The sequence below is a fragment of the Xanthomonas sp. NCPPB 2866 genome (genome assembly GCF_041475745.2).
Lineage (GTDB): Bacteria > Pseudomonadota > Gammaproteobacteria > Xanthomonadales > Xanthomonadaceae > Xanthomonas > Xanthomonas arboricola.
Map to the genome: position 1 here is coordinate 2755452 of NZ_CM192975.1, position 21628 is coordinate 2777079.

Annotated in this window: 17 protein-coding genes; 8 read left to right on the forward strand and 9 right to left on the reverse strand. The window is 68.0% G+C overall.

Going from position 1 to position 21628, the window contains the following annotated elements:
- Positions 1-85: 85 nt before the first annotated feature.
- Positions 86-2155 carry a GGDEF/EAL domain-containing response regulator gene (locus ACCQ04_RS11855; RefSeq protein WP_226427684.1) on the forward strand — a complete coding sequence of 690 codons (2070 nt, stop codon included), beginning with the start codon at positions 86-88 and terminating at the stop codon, positions 2153-2155.
- 104 nt (positions 2156-2259) lie between these two features.
- On the opposite strand, the gene htpX is transcribed toward ACCQ04_RS11855, so the two are convergent.
- Complete coding sequence (htpX, locus tag ACCQ04_RS11860) at positions 2260-3138, reverse strand: protease HtpX (protein WP_226427683.1); 879 nt, start codon at positions 3136-3138, stop codon at positions 2260-2262.
- A gap of 97 nt (positions 3139-3235) precedes the next feature.
- Here htpX and gluQRS point away from each other — a divergent pair, with 97 nt between their 5' ends.
- The 3 genes from gluQRS (at position 3236) to phaR (ending at position 5682) form a co-directional block, all read left to right on the forward strand.
- Positions 3236-4135 carry a tRNA glutamyl-Q(34) synthetase GluQRS gene (gene gluQRS / locus ACCQ04_RS11865; protein WP_226427682.1) on the forward strand — a complete coding sequence of 300 codons (900 nt, stop codon included), beginning with the start codon at positions 3236-3238 and terminating at the stop codon, positions 4133-4135.
- A gap of 84 nt (positions 4136-4219) precedes the next feature.
- Entirely contained in the window at positions 4220-4960 is a 741-nt protein-coding gene (locus ACCQ04_RS11870; RefSeq protein ID WP_024939297.1) for a beta-ketoacyl-ACP reductase, read from the forward strand.
- A 158-nt stretch (positions 4961-5118) separates the two neighbouring features.
- Positions 5119-5682: a polyhydroxyalkanoate synthesis repressor PhaR gene (gene phaR, locus ACCQ04_RS11875; RefSeq protein WP_024939296.1), complete on the forward strand. Its 564-nt coding sequence runs from the start codon at positions 5119-5121 to the stop codon at positions 5680-5682.
- Between the two features lie 47 nt (positions 5683-5729).
- On the opposite strand, the gene ACCQ04_RS11880 is transcribed toward phaR, so the two are convergent.
- The 6 genes from ACCQ04_RS11880 to ACCQ04_RS11905 form a co-directional block, all read right to left on the reverse strand.
- Positions 5730-6680, reverse strand: coding sequence for a TraB/GumN family protein (locus ACCQ04_RS11880; protein WP_104575232.1), 951 nt, complete (start codon positions 6678-6680; stop codon positions 5730-5732).
- Between the two features lie 28 nt (positions 6681-6708).
- A complete protein-coding gene (locus ACCQ04_RS11885; RefSeq protein ID WP_065031597.1) occupies positions 6709-7647 on the reverse strand; it encodes a DUF1684 domain-containing protein in 939 nt (312 codons plus the stop codon).
- Positions 7647-9509: a DNA mismatch repair endonuclease MutL gene (gene mutL, locus ACCQ04_RS11890; RefSeq protein WP_226427681.1), complete on the reverse strand. Its 1863-nt coding sequence runs from the start codon at positions 9507-9509 to the stop codon at positions 7647-7649. Before mutL ends, ACCQ04_RS11885 begins: the two co-directional genes overlap by 1 nt.
- Before the next feature lie 137 nt (positions 9510-9646).
- Positions 9647-11347: an N-acetylmuramoyl-L-alanine amidase gene (locus tag ACCQ04_RS11895; RefSeq protein ID WP_126966066.1), complete on the reverse strand. Its 1701-nt coding sequence runs from the start codon at positions 11345-11347 to the stop codon at positions 9647-9649.
- A gap of 70 nt (positions 11348-11417) precedes the next feature.
- A complete protein-coding gene (tsaE, locus tag ACCQ04_RS11900; RefSeq protein ID WP_226427680.1) occupies positions 11418-11918 on the reverse strand; it encodes a tRNA (adenosine(37)-N6)-threonylcarbamoyltransferase complex ATPase subunit type 1 TsaE in 501 nt (166 codons plus the stop codon).
- Entirely contained in the window at positions 11915-13402 is a 1488-nt protein-coding gene (locus tag ACCQ04_RS11905) for an NAD(P)H-hydrate dehydratase (protein WP_226427679.1), read from the reverse strand. Before ACCQ04_RS11905 ends, tsaE begins: the two co-directional genes overlap by 4 nt.
- A gap of 24 nt (positions 13403-13426) precedes the next feature.
- Here ACCQ04_RS11905 and queG point away from each other — a divergent pair, with 24 nt between their 5' ends.
- Positions 13427-14494, forward strand: coding sequence for a tRNA epoxyqueuosine(34) reductase QueG (queG, locus tag ACCQ04_RS11910; RefSeq protein ID WP_226427678.1), 1068 nt, complete (start codon positions 13427-13429; stop codon positions 14492-14494).
- A gap of 54 nt (positions 14495-14548) precedes the next feature.
- Positions 14549-15889, forward strand: a complete 1341-nt coding sequence (gene xseA / locus ACCQ04_RS11915; protein WP_226427677.1) for an exodeoxyribonuclease VII large subunit — start codon at positions 14549-14551, stop codon at positions 15887-15889.
- A 234-nt stretch (positions 15890-16123) separates the two neighbouring features.
- Here xseA and ACCQ04_RS11920 read toward each other — a convergent pair whose 3' ends face one another.
- Complete coding sequence (locus tag ACCQ04_RS11920) at positions 16124-17371, reverse strand: virulence factor (protein WP_226427676.1); 1248 nt, start codon at positions 17369-17371, stop codon at positions 16124-16126.
- A 247-nt stretch (positions 17372-17618) separates the two neighbouring features.
- A complete protein-coding gene (locus ACCQ04_RS11925) occupies positions 17619-19484 on the reverse strand; it encodes an SUMF1/EgtB/PvdO family nonheme iron enzyme (RefSeq protein ID WP_226427675.1) in 1866 nt (621 codons plus the stop codon).
- 97 nt (positions 19485-19581) lie between these two features.
- On the opposite strand from ACCQ04_RS11925, the gene rnd reads away from it, so the two are divergent.
- A complete protein-coding gene (gene rnd / locus ACCQ04_RS11930; protein WP_167764130.1) occupies positions 19582-20676 on the forward strand; it encodes a ribonuclease D in 1095 nt (364 codons plus the stop codon).
- 470 nt (positions 20677-21146) lie between these two features.
- Positions 21147-21548, forward strand: coding sequence for an H-NS histone family protein (locus tag ACCQ04_RS11935; protein WP_039516171.1), 402 nt, complete (start codon positions 21147-21149; stop codon positions 21546-21548).
- Positions 21549-21628: the final 80 nt, after the last annotated feature.

Below are 21628 nucleotides of genomic sequence, written 5' to 3' on the forward strand. Positions count from 1 at the left end.
TCTCACCCCGGATGCGGCCTTGTCCACAGACATGGACGCAGCCGAGTTCCTTCGTGTATTAAAGCCCGTCGCTAGGGAAACGCGCATGCAAAAAGGCAAAGATCTCACCCTCCGCCTGATGATCGTCGACGACAGTGTCGAAAGCGCGGAGGCGATCGTGACCGCGCTGCGCAATGGCGGCATCGCAGTGCGTCCGTCGCGGCCACAGACACCGGAAGAGCTCGCCAGCATGCTGTCGGGGCAGATCGACCTGGCCCTGCACGGGCAGGCGCTGCAGATCCCGATGAGCGCGTTGCAGCAGCAGATCGCCGGCAGCGGCAAGGATATTCCGATCATCCTGCTGGCCGAGCGGATCGAGGAAAACGCGCTGGTCGAGGCCGCGGCACATGGCATTCGCGCCATCGTGCTGCGTCATCGCCCCGAACACCTGCTGGCGCTGGTGCGCTCGGAATGGGCCGACCTGCAGGCACGCCGTGGCCTGCGCCGCATCGAGGCACAGATGCGCGAAACCGAGCGGCGTTGCGATGCCCTGATCGCCTCCTCGCGCGACCCGATCGCCTACGTGCACGAAGGCATGCACATCCGCGCCAACGAGGCGTATCTGGACATGTTCGGCTTCGAGTCGTTCGACGATGTCGAAGGTGTGTCGCTGCTGGACATGATCGCCGCCCAGTACGTCGACGATTTCAAGCAGCTGCTCAAGGCCATGTCCAAGGGCGAGCCGCCGCCGGCGCAGTACAAGGTCGACGCGCGCCGGCTCGAAGGCGACACCTTCCCGGCGACGATGGAGTTCGCCACCGCGACCTACGAAGGCGAGCCGTGCATCCAGGTGGTGTTCCGCCGTCGCGAGGAATTCGACCCGGAGCTGGCGCGCGAGGTCGAGGATCTGCGCCAGCGCGACCAGGTCACCGGCCTGCTCAACCGCCCCACCTTCATGGTGGCGCTGGAACAGGCGGTGGCGCGCGCCGGCCGCAGCGAAGGCCAGTCCGGCTTCCTGTTGATCGAGCCCGACCACTACGCGCGCCTGCTGCCCGAGATCGGCCTGGATTCGGCCGACGCGCTGATCGCCGCGCTGGCCGCACATGTGGCCAGCGTGAGCGACGACAGCGTGGTCGCCGCACGTTTCGGCGAGCACAGCTTTGCGTTGTTGATGGACGGCAATTACGCGCGCACGCATGCACTGGCGGAGCTGGTACGCGACGCCTTCGCGCAGCACGTGTTCAGCATCGGCGCGCGTTCGGCCACGGTGACGGTGAGCATCGGCGGGGTGCAGATCGGCGAGAAGATCGCCAGCATCGGCCAGGTGCTCAACCGCGGCACCGAGGCGGTCCGCACCACCTCCGAGCTCGGCGGCAATGCGGTCAGCATCTACGACCCGGCAGCAGCCGACCGGGCTGAAGAGGAACGCATCGAGCGCTGGGTGCAGCAACTGCGCGAGGCGCTGGTCGGCGACGGCTTCCTGCTGCATTACCAGCCGGTGCTCAACCTGCAGGGCGAGCCGCTGGAGCTGTACCAGGCCTTCCTGCGGCTGGAGCGCAACGGCGAGATGATGTCGCCGAACGCCTTCATGGCGATCGCCGAAGAACACGATCTGATCACCGAGATCGACCGCTGGGTGGTGGCACGCGCGATCCGCCAGCTCGGCGAGCGGCAACGTGCGGGACACAGGACGCACCTGCTGGTACGCATCGGGCCCAACTCGTTCTCCGATCCGCAGATGATCGACATCATCCGCGAGCAGCTGGCCGTGTACGGCGTGCCGGGCGAACGGCTGTGGCTGCAGACGCCGGAATCGAAGGTGTTCACCCATCTGCGCAATGCCCAGCAGTTCCTGGCGGCGGTGTCGGCGATGGGCTGCAAGGTCGGGCTGGAACAGTTCGGCTCGGGCCTGGACTCGTTCCAGCTGCTGGCGCATTTCCAGCCGGCCTTCCTCAAGCTCGATCGCGGCATCACCGGCGAGGTGGCCTCGGCGCGCGAAAGCCAGGAGAAGATCCGCGAGATCACCTCGCGCGCGCAACCGGCCGGCATCCTCACCGTGGCCGAGTTCGTGGCCGATGCGCAGTCGATGAGCACCTTCTTCAGCGCCGGGGTGGACTATGTGCAAGGCGATTTCGTCGCCCCGACCGGGCCATTGATGAACTACGAGTTCGGCTGAGACCTGCAGCCGTAGCGCATCACTGCCGCCGCGCTCCAGCCAACAAAAAACCCGCAGGACGCGGGTTTTTTGTTGGACGGCACGCATCGGTTGGCGCTACCGTCTTACATCGCCGCACCGTTGGCGGCGCGCAGCGCGGCGATACGCTCGGACAGCGGCGGGTGGCTCAGAAACAGCCGGCGCAACCCATCGCCACCACCGCCGGAAATGCCGAACGCCTGCACCTGCGAAGGCAGGCTGTTCTGGCCATGGTTGAGCGACAGGCGCTCCAACGCGGCGATCATCTTGCCGCGGCCCGCCAGTTGCGCGCCACCGGCATCGGCGCGGAATTCGCGGCGCCGCGAGAACCACATCGCGATCATCGTCGCGAACAGGCCAAACACCATCTCCAGCACGAACACGATGATGTAGTAGGCAAAGCCGCGGCCACCGTCGCGGTTGCCCGACATGGCGCTGTCGATGACGCCGCCGACCACGCGCGCCAGCACGATCACGAAGGTATTGAGCACGCCCTGCAGCAAGGCCATGGTGACCATGTCGCCATTGGCGACATGCGCGATTTCATGGCCCAGCACCGCCTCGGCCTCGTCCTGGCTCATGTTCTGCAGCAGCCCGGTGGACACCGCCACCAGCGCGCTGTTGCGGTTGGCGCCGGTGGCGAAGGCATTGATCTCCGGGCCGTCGTAGACCGCCACTTCCGGCATGCCGATGCCGGCCGCCTCGGCCTGGCGCCGCACCGTCGCCAGCAGCCAGCGCTCGGTTGGCGTGCGCGGCTCGCTGATCACCTGCGCGCCGGTGCTGCGCTTGGCCATGAACTTGGACAGCAGCAACGAGATGAACGAGCCGCCGAACCCGAACACGGCCGCCATCACCAGCAGGCCGCTCATCTGCGCGGGATTGACGCCCAGCACCGACATCACGATGCCGGCCAGCATCAGCACCGCAAAATTGGTCAGCAGGAACAGGAAAATGCGGTTGAACATGGTGCGACGACTCCACGCGAGCAGGATGGACTGCAGCGGATCTGCGGTCGTCAGCGCTTGAAATCAAGCGATCACCTGACCGACGATTCAGCCGATCATGCCAGCTCTCCCCTACCGCGGCCGCTTCGCACCCTCCCCGACCGGCCCGCTGCACTTCGGCTCCCTGCTGGCGGCATTCGGCAGCTGGCTGCTGGCGCGGCATGCCGGCGGTCAGTGGTGTGTGCGCATCGAAGACATCGATCCACCGCGTGCCGAACCCGGCGCCTCCGCACGCCAACTGCGCACGCTGGCCGCCTTCGGCCTGCACTCGGACTTGCCGGTGCTGTATCAATCCGAGCGCCACACACAGTACGACGCCGCCGTCACCACCTTGCTGGAGGCGGGACTGGCGTTCGAATGCAGCTGCAGCCGGGCCGACCTTGCCGGCATGGGCGGCATCCACCACGCCTGCGTGGCACCACTGGCCGTCCGCCGGGCGGTGCGCCTGCGGGTGCCCCCACAGCCGCCGGTCGGCTTCGACGACGCGCTGCAGGGCCATGTGGTGCAGGACGTGCATGCCGAGGTCGGCGACGTGGTGCTGCGCCGCGCCGATGGCTACTGGGCGTACCAGCTGGCGGTGGTGGTCGACGATGCCGCGCAGGCCATCACCGATGTCGTGCGCGGCGCCGACCTGCTGGATTCCACCCCGCGCCAGTTGTTGCTGCAGCGCGCACTGGGCCTGCCGCAACCGCGCTACCTGCACCTGCCGCTGATCCTGGATCACACCGGCCGCAAGCTGTCCAAGTCGCACGCTGCGCCCGCGCTGGACGATGCCGATCCGCAACCGGCCCTGCACGCCGCCTGGGCCGTGCTGGGACAGCAGCCGGCAGCCTTGCCGCGCCGGGCGGCGCTGGACACCTTGCTGCAGCATGCGGTGCAGCATTTTTCGCCACAGCGCTTGCCCCGTCACCTGCATCTGGACGCGGACGGACGCGCATCGCAGCCCCGGCGTGACTAGAATTGCGCCCCGGCACCGGCGTCGGGCCAGGCAGCGCGCCTGTGCCCCGCCCGCCCCCAGTCTTACCTGTCCATTGGAGTCGTCATGACATCTCGCGTCGTATTGGTCACCGGCGGCACCGGCGGTATCGGCACCGCCATCTGCAAGCGCCTGGCCGACCAGGGCCACCGGGTGGCCAGCAACTTCCGCAATGCCGAAAAAGCCCAGGCGTGGCAGCAACGCATGCAGACCCAGGGCTACGACATCGCCCTGTTCCGCGGCGATGTGGCGTCCTCCGAACATGCGCGCAGCCTGGTCGAAGACGTCCAGGCAGCGCTGGGGCCGATCGAAATACTGGTCAACAACGCCGGCATCACCCGCGACACCACCTTCCATCGCATGACTGCCGAGCAATGGCATGACGTCATCAACACCAATCTCAACTCGGTGTTCAACGTCACCCGCCCGGTGATCGAAGGCATGCGCCAGCGCGGCTGGGGACGGGTGATCCAGATCAGTTCGATCAATGGCCTGAAGGGCCAGTACGGGCAGGCCAATTACGCGGCCGCCAAGGCCGGCATGCATGGCTTCACCATTTCGCTGGCACGCGAAAATGCCGCGTTCGGAGTGACCGTCAATACCGTGTCGCCGGGGTATGTGGCCACCGACATGGTGATGGCGGTCCCGGAAGAGGTGCGCGCCAAGATCGTTGCCGACATCCCCACCGGCCGCCTGGGCCGGCCGGAAGAAATCGCCTATGCGGTGGCATTCCTGGTCGCGGAAGAGGCCGCCTGGATCACCGGCTCCAACCTGGATATCAACGGCGGCCACCACATGGGCTGGTGAGCTTTGCTGCAACTTTGCGATGCAGCATAAAAACCCTTGAAAATCATGCTGCGCAACATTTTTTATGTGTCTACTTAAGAAAATAAGGCCTTGTGGCGGTTGCAAGGGCTGCTGCGGTGCGCCATCCTGCGCGCACTATCGTTGTGAGTGAACGTTCCATGGCCGGACTTCGCATCATCAAGAAGTATCCCAATCGCCGTCTCTACGACACGGAAATTTCCAGCTACATCACCATCGAGGATGTGCGTCAGCTCATCATCGACGGCGAAGAATTCGAGGTACGCGACGCCAAGAGCGGCGAAGACCTCAGCCGCGCGGTCTTGCTGCAGATCATTGCCGACCGTGAACAGGACGGCGAGCCGATGCTGTCGACCCAGTTGCTGAGTCAGATCATCCGTTTCTACGGCGACTCGCTGCAGGGCTTCATGGGCAACTACCTGGAGCGCAGCATGCAGGTGTTCCTGGATCAGCAGCAGCAGTTCCGCCAACAGATGGGCAACCTGCTCGGGCAGACCCCGTGGGCGATGATGAACCAGCTGACCGAGCGCAACCTCGAGTTGTGGCAGGAGTTCCAGCGCAATTTTGGCGCCGGCTTCGGCCGTCCTGGCGGCCCCGGCACGCCGCCGACCCCGCCGGGTGCCAGCGGCATGGGCAGCGGCCCGATGGGCACCGGCACGCACGGCACTGCCGGCAGCGCCGGCAAGGCCCGCAACCGCGGGTAACCCACGCGCGGCGCCGGGAGCCGTGACACGCTCCGCGGCGCCACCGATCAGCGGCTTGCCTGCCCCGCGCAGGCCGAGCAGATCCGCTCCACGTGATAGCCCCGTGCGCGCAGACGCTCCACCACGCCATCGCTTCCCAGCAGGTGCAGCGCACCGACCACCACCAGCGTGGTCCCGCTGCCCTTGCCCAGCCGCTGCTCCAGCCGCGGCACCCAGCGCGCATTGCGCTCGACATTGATGTCCTGGTACAGCGCCGGGTAGTGCTGCCGCATTTCTTCGGCCATCTGCGTGGACAGGGTACGCACATCGCCACTGCGCCAGGCCGCGTGCAGCTCACGTAGCTGATCGTTGGCGCCGGCATCGTCCAGCGATTCCTCCAGCAGCTGATGCTGTTCGGTGGGCGACATGCCATCGAGCAAGGCAATCTGCTCTTCGGCACGCTCCAGCCCATCGGCCGGTTTGCCACCGGCCTGTGCCTGCGCCATCAGGTAATGGTCCAGACCGGCGTTCGGGTCCATGCCTTGCCGGCTCATCTCCGCCAGGCTGATCGTCAGCGCCACGAACCAGGGTTCCAGGGTCTGCAAGCTGTCCACCGGCATCCCGTGTTTGCGGGCATAGGTGGTCAGCGCCTGCCAGGTCTTCGGATCCAGTACGTCCTGCAGGCGACGCCCGTCGCTGCGCCGCGCCGCCTGCAGCATGCGGCCGGCCAGTTCGGGCGATTGCGCATCGGAGGGCGGCAGTTCGAACACCAGCCGGTCGGCCTTGGCGAAGGCCTGCATCACATCCGGCGACAACGGGTAATCGCTGGGCTTGAGCACATGGAACGAACCCAGCAGATACAGCGTGCCGCCCTTGCCATCCACCTTCCACAACAATGGCACCGGCGGACCGGCCGGCGCCTCGTTGCCGGCACGCGCCCAGGTCGGCGCGGCCGCCCCGCTCCATAACGCCAGAGCGATGACCGCACTGCAGCTCCAGGCTGCGAGCCGGGTGCGCATGCTTGCCTTCACCACGTTGGTATCCACGTCAGTGCGGCACCTTGTAGGTCTTCTCGCCGGCCGACACCGCCAGATCGATGCGGTTTTCCGGCGGCGGCAGCGGACAGGTCGCAAACGGGGTGAACGCGCACGGCGGATTGTAGGCACGGTTGAAATCGACGACCACATGCCCGGAGGCGTCGGGCACGTCCAGGTCGAGAAAGCGCCCGGCCGGATAGCTGCCGTGCCCACTGGTGCGGTCGGCGAACACCACGAACATCGGCCGTCCGGGTTCGCCGATGGTCTCCAGCCGATACGCCTTGCCATCGCGCTCGAAGGTGATTGCCCCGGCGTTGGGTTGTTCGCTGCTGATGCCGACGATGTCCACGATCGGAATGGTCTTGCCGACATCATTGGGCACATAGCGCGCACTGATGCGCCAGGACGGATCGACCGGCCAGTAGTCCAGCCCGGCGAAGTGACTGCGCGATGGCGCGTCGGCATGCTTGACCCGCAGCGCGTTGCGGTCGCCGCGATGGATCAGGCTCAACACGCCCTTGCCGTCATCGAAATGGATGAAGGTCGGCTGCGGGTCGCGATCGGACTGGAAGCGGATCCTGCCGGTCAGCGGCTTGCCGTCGACGGTCAATGCTGCGCCGCGCTCGGGCACGAACCAGACCGTATCGGCCTCGGTCGCGACCATGCCCATCTTGGGTGGCCCGACCGCCAGCCTGATGCCGCTGTCGGCACTGCTGCCGATGTAATGCGCCTTCAGCGACAGCCAGTGCAGGCCGACCAGGCTGGTCCAGCCATCGGGCGCGCGCAACTCGGTCAGGCGCGCTTCGCGCCAGGCCGCGTTGTCGGCCAGGAAGGCCTTGTCGAGTGCGGCCGGTGCTGCCGGTGGCGGTGCATCCTTGCCGCAGCCGGCCAGCGCCGCACACACCAGCATGCCGAGCAGCCAGCGGTTCCCCTTGTGCAGTACAGACATCAGCGCCCCCTCAGGAACCAGCGATCGATTTCGCCCAACGTAAACCGTGCCCAGGTCGGTCGGCCATGGTTGCATTGGCCCGAGCGCTCGGTGACTTCCATATCGCGCAGCAGTGCGTTCATTTCCGGCACGGTCAGGCGCCGGTTCGCGCGCACCGCGCCATGGCACGCCATCGTGGAGAGCAGTTCGTCGCGCGCACCGGCAATGCGCCGGCTCTGGCCATGCTCGCGCAGATCGCCGAGCACATCGCGCAACAACGCCTCCGGGTCGGCATTGGCAAGCAGCGCGGGAATGCTGCGCACATGCAGCGACTGCGGGCCGGCGCGGGTGATCTCGAAGCCCAGGCTGGCCAGCGTGTCGGCCTCGCGCTCGGCGGTGTCGGCCTCGCGCTCGCCCACCGCCAGCGTCATCGGCACCAGCAGCGGTTGTGCGTGCAGGCCGATACTGTCGTGCGCGTTCTTGAGCCGCTCGTAGCCGATACGTTCGTGCGCGGCATGCATGTCCACCACGATCAGGCCTTCGGCGTTCTCGGCCAGGATGTAGATGCCGTGCAACTGCGCGACGGCATACCCCAGCGGCGGCACGCCACTGTCCGCGGCAGTCGCCGGCAGGCCCATCCCGCTGCCCTCCGGCAAGGCGGCAGACTGCTGCTGCGCGCCACTGGACGGCGGCGCATACAGCGCGCTGTAGGCCGCACGCGCCTCGTCCACGCGCAGGCCCAGTGGAGTCTGCGATGGCGTCCACTGACCGTAGCCGGCACCGCCGCGACTGCCGTTTCCGGCACCGTAGCTTGGACGGTCGAGCATGCCGCCCGGCGCCGCAACCGTGTCGCTGGCGCCGTCCGTGCCGATGCTGTTGGGCATCGCGCCGGCGCGCGTATGCGCCAGCGCGTCCTGCAAGGTGCGGTAGACGAAGTCGTGGATCAGCCGCGCCTCACGGAAACGCACCTCGTGCTTGGCCGGATGCACGTTGACGTCCACACGTGCCGGATCCAGTTCCAGGAACAGCACGTAGGCCGGCTGGCGACCATGGAACAGCACATCGCCGTAGGCCATCTTGACCGCGTGCGCGACGCTGCGATCGCGCACCGAGCGGCCATTGACGTAGAGATACTGCTGGTCGGTACTGGCGCGCGAGTAATGCGGCTGCGCGACCCAGCCATGCAGCCGCAGGCCGGCGCCACTGTGATCGACGCGCAAGGCCTGCCGCGCGAAATCCTCGCCCAGGGTTTCGCCCAGCCGCGCATCCGAATACAGATCGCCCGGCTTGTAGCGACGCGACGGTTTGCCGTTGTGCGAGACCCGCAATTCCACATCCGGGCGCGCCAACGCCAACGAGCGCAGCCATTCTTCGATATGCCCAAGCTCGGTGCGCTCGGCACGCAGGAACTTGCGCCGCGCCGGCACGTTGAAGAACAGCTCGCGCACTTCGACCGTGGTGCCGGGCGCATGCGCGCGTGGCATCACCTCGCTCAGGCGCCCGCCATCGATCTCCAGTGCGGAGCCATGTTCGGCATCGTGGCGACGCGAGATCAGCGTGAAACGGCTGACCGAGGCGATCGACGGCAGGGCTTCTCCGCGGAATCCAAGCGTGGCCACGGTCTCCAGATCGTCCAGCGATGCGATCTTGCTGGTGGCATGCCGCGACACCGCCAGCGGCAGTTCGTCGGGGGTGATGCCGCCGCCATTGTCGCGGATGCGGATCAGCCGCACGCCGCCCTCTTCCAGCTCGATATCCACGCGGGTGGCGCCGGCATCGAGTGCGTTTTCGACCAGTTCCTTGACCACGGACGCAGGCCGCTCGACGACTTCGCCGGCGGCAATCTGGTTGATCAGGATCTCGGGGAGCTGACGGATCGCCATCAGCACAGGCGCTCGCGCTGGACGCAGACTGCGGAGCGCATCGGGGGTGTAACAGGCAAGACAGACGTCGGCACGGCAATCCGGCGGCGCGCAGGCGCCGTCATCAAGGAATCAGTGCGGAATGATAGCCGAGCGGCTCAGCGGCTGCCGCCGGCCACGGTGCCAGCGCTGGCATCGGCTTCGGCCTGTGCGCGCGCGGCAAACAGGGTGCCCGGCGGCGGCTGGCGGGTGAAGAAGGTATCGATGCCATCCAGCACGGCCGAGGCGATCTTGCGCTGGTAGGCCGGGTCGATCAGCCGGCGCTCTTCGTCCGGATTGGAAATGAAGGCGGTTTCCACCAGCATTGCTGGCATGTCGGAGGTGCGCAGCACCGCAAAGTTGGCGCGTTCCAGCTGCGGCTTGTGATTGTTGCCGATCCGCTTGAGGCCGCCGAGCACGTGCCCTGCCGCATCTTCGGAGGCCTTCATGTGGCCGCTCTGCGCCAGGTCCAGCAACACGTTGGCCAGCGTGCTTTCGGTCTGCTGCAGACGCACGCCGCCGACCAGGTCGGCGGCATTTTCCTTGTCGGCCAGCCAGCGCGCGCGCTGCGAGGAGGCGCCCTTGGTCGACAGTACATAGACCGACGAGCCAGTCGCACTGCGGTTTTCGGCAGCGTCGGCGTGGATGGAGATGAAGATGTCGGCCTTGGCGGCGCGTGCCTTCTGCGCGCGCATCGGCAGCGGAATGAACACGTCGGTATCGCGCGTCAGGTAGGCCTTCATGCCGGGCGTGGCATTGATCTGGCGCGCCAGTTCGCGGCCGACTGCCAGGGTGACGTCTTTTTCGCGCTTGCCGGTGGGGCCCATGGCGCCAGGATCCTGGCCGCCGTGTCCCGGATCGATGGCCACGATCAGCGGCCGCATGCCCGGTGCCATCTTGATCCGCGAGGCCTCGCTGGGCAGCACCGGACGCGGCGGCAGGTCATCGCTGTCCGCCGAGGCCATACTGCCGGCAGCCGCATTCGGCATGGCAGCCATGGCATTGGCGGATGCAGCACCCAGCGGCGCGCTGCCGCCATTCAAGATCGCAGCCGGCGATGCGGCGTTGCCTGGCAGTGCCGAGCCGGGCGCGGCACCGGCGGTGGAGACGGTGACGCGGTTCGGGGTGCCGGCGGTGCTTGCTGGCGTGGCCGTGCTGGTCGTCACCGCGGTCGTGGCGGTGCCTGGACGCGGTGTCGGCACGCCGGTGGCGACCGTGGTCGGTACCGGTGCCGGAGTCACGCTGGGCATGGCCGACGCAGGCACATAAGGTGCGGGCGCCGGAGCAGGCGGCACCACCGACGCGCGCTGCGCAGACGCCGCCAACGCAGCGGTTGCGCGGGCGGCTTCCGATTGTGCATTGGCCGGGCGCGGCGGCGGCGCGGCAGGCGCGGCGGTGGTGGCCACCGTGCCGGCAGCCGGCGGATCGCCCGGCCACTCGATCACCAGGGTGGATGCACTACCCAGCGTCTGCATCTGCGGCTTCAACGGCGTCACCGGCGTTGCCAGCTCGAATACCACCCGAAAGGTGCCCGGCACCGGTTGACCGGTACGCACCGACGTCACCAGGCCGGCAGCCGGCGGCAGCTTCAGGCCACGCACACCCGAGGAATCAGGAAAGTCCACCACCAGCCGATTGGGGTTGGCCAGCGACAGCGTCTTGAATCCGCCGCTACCGGCGAGCTGGATCTCCGCACGCGTGCCGGTGGGACCGGTGCTGACGCCTACGCCCTTGATTTCACCGGCCCACGCAGCAAAAACCGCCAGGCTGAGGCTGGCGGTCACGGTGGAAACACAGAACTGGCGGAACCCCGGTGTCATGGCGCTGGATTCAATCACCCAAACGTGGGAATTGCAAGGTGATTTCCCTTAATAATCCACAACCTGGCGTTCATTCTTCCTGTGAGCTGGCACAAAGGGACTGCAACTGAGGCAAGTCCGACAGCCGCCTCAGCCAGTCGCGGCCGGTTTCGCTGCGGCCCAGCAACGTCACGCTGCGCCCCTCGCCGTCGACTGCCAGTTCCACGTCCAGATCCACCGGCGGCAATGCACCAGCGCCGCGTTCCGGCCATTCGACCAGCCACAGGCTGGCGCTGCCCTCGTCGAGCCCGAGAAAATCCAGTTCCCCGGCCTGCCCGATGCGGTACAGATCCAGATGCCAGGCCTCGTCGCCAGTGCCGAGCGGATAGCGCTCGACCAGCGTGTAGGTGGGGCTGCGAATCGGCCCGGTGACGCCGAGTGCGCGCAGCAGGGCGCGCGCCAGTGTGGATTTGCCGGCGCCGAGATCGCCGTGCAGTTGCACCATCGCGCGGGTGGGCCGCACCGCGGCCAGGGCCTGTCCCAGGGTTCCGGTGGCCTGCGCATCGACCAGGTGTGCGCTGAGTTGGCTCATGCAATGGCTCCGGCATTGGCGAGGCGGCGCAGTTCGGGCAGCAGATCGGTCGGCAGCAGGCCGCGCTCGCCCGCGCGCGCCGCTGCATCGCCGGCACAGGCATGCAACAAGGCGCCCAAGCTGGCGGCATCGAAGGGCGACCAGCCCTGGGCCAGCAAGGCCGCGATCACGCCAGTCAGCAGGTCGCCCATGCCGCCGACCGCCATGCCCGGATTGCCGGCATCGATGATGCGCGGCACTGCGTGCGGCGCGGCGATCACGCTGCCGGCGCCCTTGAGCACCACCACTGCATCGAAACGTTTGGCCAATGCGTCTGCGGCAGCCAGTCGATCCTGCTGAACCTGCCTGGTCGACATCCCCAGCAGACGTCCAGCCTCGCCGGGATGCGGGGTCAACACGCGCGGGCCGCGCGCCGGCACCGGGGTGGCAGCCAGCAGATTCAGGCCATCTGCATCGATGACGAGAGCGCTGTCCAAGGCCAGCACCGCGCGCCACAACTGCTGCGCCCAGGCGTCCTGCCCCAGGCCCGGACCCAGCGCGACCACGTCGGCAGCGTCAGCCAACGCGGCGATGTCGTCGTCGGCCTGCACCGCGCGTACCATCGCTTCCGGGCAACGCGCCAGCAGCGGCGCGACGTGCTCGGCGCGGGTGGCGACCTGCACCAGCCCTGCCCCGCTGCGCAGGGCCGCTTCGGCGGTGAGCATGATCGCGCCGCCGCTGCCGAGGTTGCCGCCGACGCATAGCACGCGACCGGACTCGCCCTTGTGCGTATTGCGTCGCCGCGGGCGCAACTGCGCGGCCAGGGCGTCGATGTCCCAGCTGTGCGCGGCCGGCGCCAGGCCGTCGAACGCGGCATCCGGCACGTCCAGCGACGCGGTTGCGCGCGTACCGGCATGCTCCAGCGCATCGCCGGTATAGAGCCCCAGGTGCGGCACGATGAACTGCAAGGTGGCCTGCGCGCGCACCGCGGCACCGAAGGCCACGCCATGATCGGCATCGATGCCGCTGGGCACATCCAGTGCGAGCACCGGCACACCGGCGGCGTTGATGGCGTCGATCAAGGCGGTGATCTCGGCGTCGGGCGCGCGGTTGAGGCCGATGCCGAACAGCGCATCGACGATCACATCGGCCTGCGCCAGCGGCGAGGGAAACAGCTCGATCGCACCGCCCACGCCCAGATAGTCGGTACAGGCGCGCTGCGCCAGCGGCGATGCCGGGCCGTGCTCGGCAAGATGCACCACCTGCACCTGGCGCCCGGCCCGCTGCGCCAGGCGTGCCAGCACATAGCCGTCGCCGCCGTTGTTACCGGTGCCGCAGACCACCACGATGCGGCGCGCCTGCGGCCAGCGTTCCAGCAGATGCTGCCAGGCGGCCTGCCCGGCGCGCTGCATCAAGATGTAGCCGTCGCCGCCGAGCAGCGTGGTGGCCTGCGTGTCCAGCCTGCGCGCGGCGGCGGTGTCGTAAAGATCGAGCGGTGCGTACATGCCGGGAATTCTATACTTGTCGCCATGTCTGCCGTCCTTGCCCGCCCCGACCCCACCGACGCTGCCGCGCGCATCCGTGCGCTCGCGCGCGAGGCCGGCTTCCAACGCTGCGGCATCACCGGCATCGAGCTCGGCGAAGACGAGGCGCATCTGCGCAGCTGGCTGGAAGAAGGCCTGTACGGGACCATGCACTGGATGGCCCAGCACGGCGACAAGCGTTCGCGCCCGCAGGAGCTGGTGCCGGGCACCTTGCGCGTGCTGTCGGTCGGCATGGACTACGGCCGCAAGGACGACACCGAGGCCTGGAACACCTTGCACGACGGCCGCCGCGCCTACGTGGCGCGCTACGCACTGGGGCGCGATTACCACAAGCTGATGCGCAACCGGCTGCAGAAACTGGCCGAGCGTATCCAGGGCGAAGTCGGCGCGTTCGGCTATCGGGTCTTCGTGGATTCGGCACCGGTGCTGGAGCGCGCACTGGCGCGCAATGCCGGGCTGGGCTGGATCGGCAAACACACCTGCCTGATCGATCGCAATGGCGGCTCATGGTTCTTCCTGGGCGAGATCTACCTCGACCTGCCCTTGCCCATCGACACCCCGGCCACCGCGCATTGCGGCACCTGCACGCGTTGCATCGACGTCTGCCCGACCCAGGCCATCATCGCCCCGTACCGGCTGGATGCGCGCCGCTGCATCGCCTATCTCACCATCGAACACGACGGCGCGATTCCCGAGCAGATGCGCAAGCCGATCGGCAACCGCATCTTCGGTTGCGACGACTGCCAGCTGGTCTGCCCCTGGAACAAGTTCGCCCAGCGCACCGACGAAGCCGATTTCCGCGCCCGCAACGAGCTGGATGTGGCAACGCTGCCGCAGCTGTTCGCCTGGGACGAAGACGAGTTCCTGCGCCGCACCGAAGGCAGCCCGATCCGTCGCAGCGGCCATCAACGCTGGCTGCGCAACATCGCGGTCGGCCTGGGCAATGCGCCCGGCACGCCGGAGGTGTTGGCGGCACTGGAAGCGCACCGCCACGACGCCTCGGAGCTGGTACGCGAACACGTGGGCTGGGCGCTGGCGCAACACGGTTTGTGAGTTCCCGCCCGATGCGCTCACGCATGCGCATCGCCGCTGCGGGATAATGCGGCGATGGCCGACCGCAACGAACAGATCCTCACCCCCAGCCAGCTCAATACGCTGGCACGCGACCTGCTGGAAGGCAGCTTTCCGCTGGTCTGGGTGGAGGCAGAGCTGAGCAGCGTCACGCGCCCGTCCTCGGGCCATCTGTACTTCACGCTCAAGGACGCGCGCGCGCAGATCCGTTGCGCGATGTTCAAGCCCAAGAGCACCTGGCTGAAGTTCCAGCCGCGCGAAGGGCTGCGCGTGCTCGCGCGCGGACGTCTCACGCTGTACGAAGCGCGCGGCGACTACCAGCTGGTACTCGACCACATGGAAGAGGCTGGCGAAGGCGCCCTGCGCCGGGCCTTCGACGAACTGCGTGCGCGCCTGGCCGCCGAGGGCCTGTTCGATGCCGAGCGCAAGCAGCCGTTGCCGGCGCATGTGCGGCGGCTGGCAGTGATCACCTCGCCCAGCGGTGCGGCGGTGCGCGACGTACTCAGCGTCCTGGCGCGCCGCTTTCCGTTGCTGGAAGTGGACCTGCTGCCCTCGCTGGTGCAGGGAGACAGCGCCGCGGCGCAGATCACCTCGTTGCTGCAGCGCGCCGATGCCTCCGGGCGCTACGACGTCATTCTGATCACCCGCGGCGGTGGCTCGCTGGAAGACCTGTGGGCCTTCAACGACGAACGCCTGGCCCGCGCGATTGCCGCCGCGCAGACGCCGGTGGTGTCGGCGGTCGGGCACGAGACCGACTTCAGCCTCAGCGATTTCGTGGCCGACGTACGCGCGCCCACGCCCTCGGTAGCGGCCGAACTGCTGGTGCCCGATCAGCGCGAGCTGGTCGCGCGCGTGCGGCGTGCGCATGCCCGCATGGCCCAGCTGCAGCAGCACGCGCTGGGCAATGCGATGCAGCGCGCCGACCGGCTCGCCCTGCGCCTGCGTGCGCACAGCCCGCAGGCGCGGCTGCAATTGCTGCAACGCCGGCAGCAGGACGCCGGCCGCCAGCTGCGCGCGCGCATGACCCAGGTGCTGGAGCGTCTGCAGGCACGCCTGCAACGGACGCAGGCGCGCCTGCACACGCATAACCCGCAACGCGATCTGGCCAGGCTGCAGCAACGACTGCGCGCACTGCACCCACAGTTACCGATGCAGCGTCGCCTGCAGCATGACCAACTGCGGCTGCGCAGCCTGGCACGCTCGCTGGAAGCGGTCAGCCCGCTCGCCACGGTGGCGCGTGGCTATGCCATCGTGACCCGCCCCGCCGATGGCAGCGTGGTGCGCAGTGCCGCCGAGATCAGTATTGGCGAACGCCTGCGTGCGCAGCTGGCCGATGGCAGCATCGAAGTGCGGGTCGAGCCAGGCAACGAGGACTGAGGGCGGCAACCACGCGTGCTGCCTGGTTGACGCGGGCGATCAGCAAGCGCACACGCATCGCTTTGTCGCGATAACGATGAGCTGCAGGGCGGTCGCCCGAGCAGCGCCGTGGATTGGCACAGAGGGCGCGCCTGGGTGGCGCTATCCAATTCGCCCAGGCGGGCCAAGCCTGGATCAACCCTTCAACGCGCCGCAGACCGTTCCGCGTGCAGATCAGAAGGCATCACCGGCTCTCTAGCCATGAGTGGGCGTCTGCGCCGCCTGCTGCCAGCCCTGCATCAGCAGCCCGGCCAGCACCACCGGATCGTGGTCGAAGTGATGCCCGCCCGGACGCGCCACCACCTGCACGCCACGCGCGCGCAACTCCGGGCACAGCGTGTCCTTTTCCTGATCGCCGTAGATGCATTGCAGGCGATGCGCGTCCAGCGACTGGATCGCCGGCTCCACATCGCGCTCGGCATCGTTGTGCCAGCCCAGCCAGCCACCGACACGCACCTTGAAATCGGCTTGATGGGCAAGGCCGAGCAGGCTGACAAACTGCACCGATGCGCGCTGCTGCGGCGACAGCTCGGGATAGGCAAACGGCAGCACATCGGCACCGAACGAGTAGCCCACCAGCGCGACGTGGTGGATATGCCAACGCTGCTGATAGGTCGCAATCACCCGATCCAGGTCCGCCCCGACCTGCTGCGGCGTGCGGCTGGCCCAGAAGTAGCGCAGGCTGTTCCAGCCCACCACCGACACGCCCTGCTGCTGCAGTTGCGCGGCAATGCCCTTATCCAGTTCGCGCCAGCCGCCGTCGCCGGACAGCATGACCACCATGCGGTCGCTGCCCGGCGTATGCAGCTCGACCAGCGGCAGATCGCCCACGCCCTGCGCCTGGGCCGTCAGGAAATGGCCCCGGGTGGCGGCAGCGATCTGCAGGGGGCTGGCAGCGTCGACCAGGTCGTCGAGGAAGCCTTGATTGGCATCGGGCACGTCGCGCGAGCAGGCCAGGCCGCCATCGCTGGCGTCGCCATCGGCCACAACCGCGCCGCCCAGTACGTCGGGCGCGGCCGAGGCCAGCGCCTGCCGCGCCAGCACCGCGCCATCGCCCTGCCCCACCAGCACCGGCGGCAGGAACGCGTCGACATGCTCGGCGCGCAGCAACTTCTTGCCCAATCGCTCGGCATCGTCGGCCAGGGAACTGCAGGCTGCGTGATGTGAGCGCACCCGTTCGCGATAGCTGGCGGTATCGACCACCGCGACCAGCGCGCCGTCGTTGCTCAGCATCTCGGCAAGCCGCTGGCCGTCCTGCGCATGGCCGCTGTCGGGCAACAGCACCACCATGGCCTTCGGCGTGCCTTCCGGACGTAACACCTCCACCGAGCGGTAATGCCCGGCGGTATTTCCGTCCTGCAGATGGCGCGCCACGGCGTAGCCGCTGCCGCCAATCAGCAGTACCGCGATGACCCAACGAAACACCTTGATTCCCCAGCCCATCACCGCAATCCTCGCAAGCGCTGGCGCTTGGACCGCGGCCGAGGCGGCCGGTTCCATGGCGATCGCGGGCAGCGTTCGCTGCGGTTAAGCCTGCGCGTCCTGGTCCTGCAGCGGTAAAGGCTAGGCACTGCCTGGGGCGTTGCGGCCGACGGGCACTGCGGGGGGCGCAAGCCACCCGGACGGCACGGCGATCGATCTGCGTGCCGGCGCAAAACGCGCATGCGCACTTAATTACTGACTACACCTGCTAGATCCCGCGCGCCACCCGGAAGCCGATCCGTGCGCTGGTGCTGTCCGAGTCCTGCGACTGCCGCCAGGCCGCACGCGTCTGCTGCGGCGAGTTGGCCCAGCTGCCGCCGCGGATCATGCGCTGCCGGCAGCCGGGATTGAACCAGGCGGCACCATCGGCCGGCGCGCGTCGGTAGCTGGCATGCCAGCAGTCGGCCACCCATTCGCTCAGGTTGCCGCCCATGTCGTGCAGCCCCCAGGCATTGGCGCGAAAGCTGCCGACCGGCGCCGGGCCCCAGAAGCCGTCGCCGTAGCCGACAAAGCCGTTGTTCCAGTGCCGGCCGCTGCGCGAGACATCGTTGCCGCCGGTAAAGTTGCCCGCATCCAGCGGCGGCGAGCCGGCATTGCCCCAGGGATAGCGCCCGCTGGTGCCGGCGCGCACCGCGTATTCGAACTCGGCCTCGCTGGGCACGTGGTAGTGGCGGCCGGTCTGTTCCGACAGCCAGCTCGCATAGGCTTCGGCGTCGCGGATGCTGACGTGCATCACCGGGCTGTTGGGCGCGGCCTGCGCGCCGTTGTAGTCGGACTGCCAATCCACCCCGCTGCGGCGGATGAAGTTGCCGCTGCGCTCGTCGTACACCACCGAGTGCCCGCGCCGGGTGGCACGCGGGCGCGCGCCGGTCGCCTCGACGAACTGGCGGAACTCGGCAACCGTCACTTCGGTGATCGACAACGCAAAGCCGCGCGCGAAACGCACGTAATGCGCCGGGCGCTCGTTGTCGGAGGCGCCGGGCTCGGCATCGCCGGCGCCCATCTGGAACGCGCCATGCGGCACCACGATCATCTGCGGACCGCGCCCGCCGACCTTGAGCCCGTCGGTGAACACCTGCCCGGGGCGGAAGCTGCCGTAATGGGTGGCCAGTTCCAGCCGCCGGCGCAGATCGCCGGCCACCGCATCGCCCGGGTCGGCGATGCGCAGCACCTCGGCCAGTGTTTCGCCAGCCGCCTTGAGGCCGCGGGGCGAGGTGAGATCGTGCAGGCCGGCGTCGTGCAGGGCGGCGATCTGGGCACGGCGCATGCGCTCGATGCGCGCACGGGCGTCGGCAATGGTCGGTGCGCGCTCACGCACCTGCCCGGCCATCTGCAACCAGTAGCGTGCACCGATGAAGTCGCTCGCCTCGGCCGCCTGCTCGGCGCGTGCCAGCAGGCCGCTTTCCACTGCAGCCAGCCCCTGGCGCGTGCGCGGGTTGTCCGGATCCAGCTGCGCCGCATCGCGAAAGTTCACCAGCGCCCCATTGCCGTCCTCGCCCAGGCGACCGCCACGCAGATCCTCCTCGCCGGCACGGTTGAAGCTCAGCACCCGCTGTGCGGTTTCCACTGCGCGCTGCAGTGCGCGCACCTTCGGGTCCTGCGGAGCGAGCGCCAGCGCCACGATGGCCAGCTCACGCGCCTGTTCCAGCGCGCTGTCCTGACGGTCGGTCTGCGCGATCAGCGCCTGGCCGCGCTCGATCAACCGACGCTGCGCCTGCTCCAGCCCGCGCCGGCTGGCCGCGTCCTTGCCGTCGGCGCGTTGCTGGATTGCCAGATACAGCGGAATCGCATCGTCGGCGTCGCGATAGAGCCGATCGTCCTTCAATGCCTGGTCGGCGCGCTTGCGCACCTGCGCCAGCGGCTCATCGCCCAGGTCCACTGGCGGCGGCTGCCATTGCGTCACGGTTTCGGCGGATTCTTCGCCACCGATGGACACGTTCGGCTTGCTCGGCACCGCGGCGGCGGCAGCAGGTTGCGGCGCAGCGGCAGGCGCCGGCGTCGGTGTCCGCGAACAGGCGCACACGCTTAGCGCAACCAATGCCCACGCTGCGATCCGGTTACCGCACTCACCCACCACCTGCTCCTTCCAGTGCTCTGCCGCACGACAGGCGATCGCGACGTTAGGCTATTCTGCGCGTTCTGCGCAAACCCTTGCTGTCGACGGAAATCACGTGCCCCATTGGATCACCCACCCCTCCGAGCTGAGCGAACGCCTGCAGGCATCGCGTCCGTCCCGCATTGGCCTGGATACCGAATTCATTCGCGAACGCACCTACTGGCCGCAACTGGCGCTGGTGCAGATGGCCATCGGCGAGGAGATCCTGCTGATCGACCCGCTGATCCCGGGCATGAACGAGGCGCTCAGGGAATGGTTGACCGCCACCGACATCGTCAAGGTAATGCATAGCGCCAGCGAGGATCTGGTCACCTTCAAATGTGCGTGCGGGGTATTGCCGCGGCCATTGTTCGATACCCAGATCGCCGCCGCGCTGGCAGGTGTGGGGGGTGGCATGGGCTACCAGAAACTGGTGCAGGAAGTGACCGGCACCTTGCTGACCAAGGGCGAGACGCGCTCGGACTGGATGCGTCGCCCGCTGTCGCCTGCGCAGCTGGAATACGCCGCCGACGATGTGCGTTATCTGTTCGCCATCCACGACGAACTCACCCGCCGCCTGACCGAGCAGGATCGCCTGGGCTGGCTGGCCGAAGACGCCGAGCGCCTGCTCGCCACGGTGGAGCATGACGATGGCGAGCGCTGGCCGCATGTGAGCCTGCGCACCGCGCAGTTCCTCGAGCCTGCAGCGCAGCGCCGCCTGTTGCGCCTGTTGCGCTGGCGCGACCTGCAGGCGCGCCAGAGCGATCGCCCGCGCAGCTGGATCCTGGACAACGAACTGGCCAGCCAGCTGGCGCGCTTTCCGCCCGCCGATCTGGATGCCTTGCTGCGCCAGTTCGACAAGTTTCCCAAGGCGCCGCGCAAGCTCGCCGCCGCAGTGTGGGAAGCGCTCAACACGCCGCTGCCCGACGAGGACCATGCACCGCTGGCGCAGGCGGCCACCGACGGCAACAAGGCCGTGCTCAAGCGCCTGCAGGATGCGGTGGCCCAGCGCAGCCGCGAGCTGGGATTGCCCGACGGCATCCTGGCCTCGCGCCGGCATCTGGAAACCCTGATCGAACAGCGCAGCTGGCCCGCACCGCTGGGGCAATGGCGCCGCGACGCGCTGGAAGCGCAGCTGACGCCGTTGCTGGAAGACGGCACGGCGCAGTGACCTGATGCAGTAGTCGCCAGGCCAGACATCCACGCGGTCGTGGCGACGCGGGCAGACCACTCAGGGCCATTCGCCCGCTGCCTCGCACATCGCCGGCCGTGACAGGACGCCACGGTCGGGAAGCATCCTCGTCGATCGCTGCATCCGCCTTTGCATGGCGCACCTTCGAAACTGGCGCAGTCTAGCGGGACACGGTTGGCCATGCTGCGGTCACTATCTGGCCAGCGCTGCACGCAGGTGTCATCCCGTCTGGCCTGCTGCTGTATCGTTATGGTCGGGGTCGCAGCCGGCGCAAGCAGGCTCGCCGGCCTCGCCAGGACCCTGCAAACGCGTGACCAGACGCTGTGAAAGGCCTGGCCACGCCGCGTGCAGGCACGCGCACGCGCAACGGCCGCCCCCGGGCCACATGCCATAATGACGCGCGCCCATTGGGCAACGTCTCCACCCCCTTATTCCGAGGCCATACCTCTGTGAGCAATACCACCTCCAAACTGGATTCCATCGCGCAAGCCAAAGCCAAGCTGCTGGACGAGCTGCAGAAGCTGGAAGAACAGGAAAAGACCGAGCGCGCGAGCGAGGCATCCTCTGCGCATGCCACCATCGTCTCGCTGCTCGAGCAGTTTGCCGGCCATTTCAACACCAAGCAGCGCAACGATATTGCCGCTTACCTGGGTACCACCGCTGCACGCAAGGAAGTGGTCAAGAGCGGCCGTAGCGAAGTCAAGCCGAAGTACGAACTGCCGCACACCGGCGAGACCTGGTCCGGCCGCGGCCGTACGCCCAAGGCCTTTGCCGCCTGGGAAGGCTCGGTGTCGTACAAGGAATGGAAGGCCAAGAACCCGGACCTCAAGTTCCCGCTGGTTCGCGAGTGATTGCCGCAGGATCGCGCCCCCGGGCGGCGATCCAGGCCGCCAGACTGCTTGGCGAATCGCGCGACATGTGGTTAGAATCC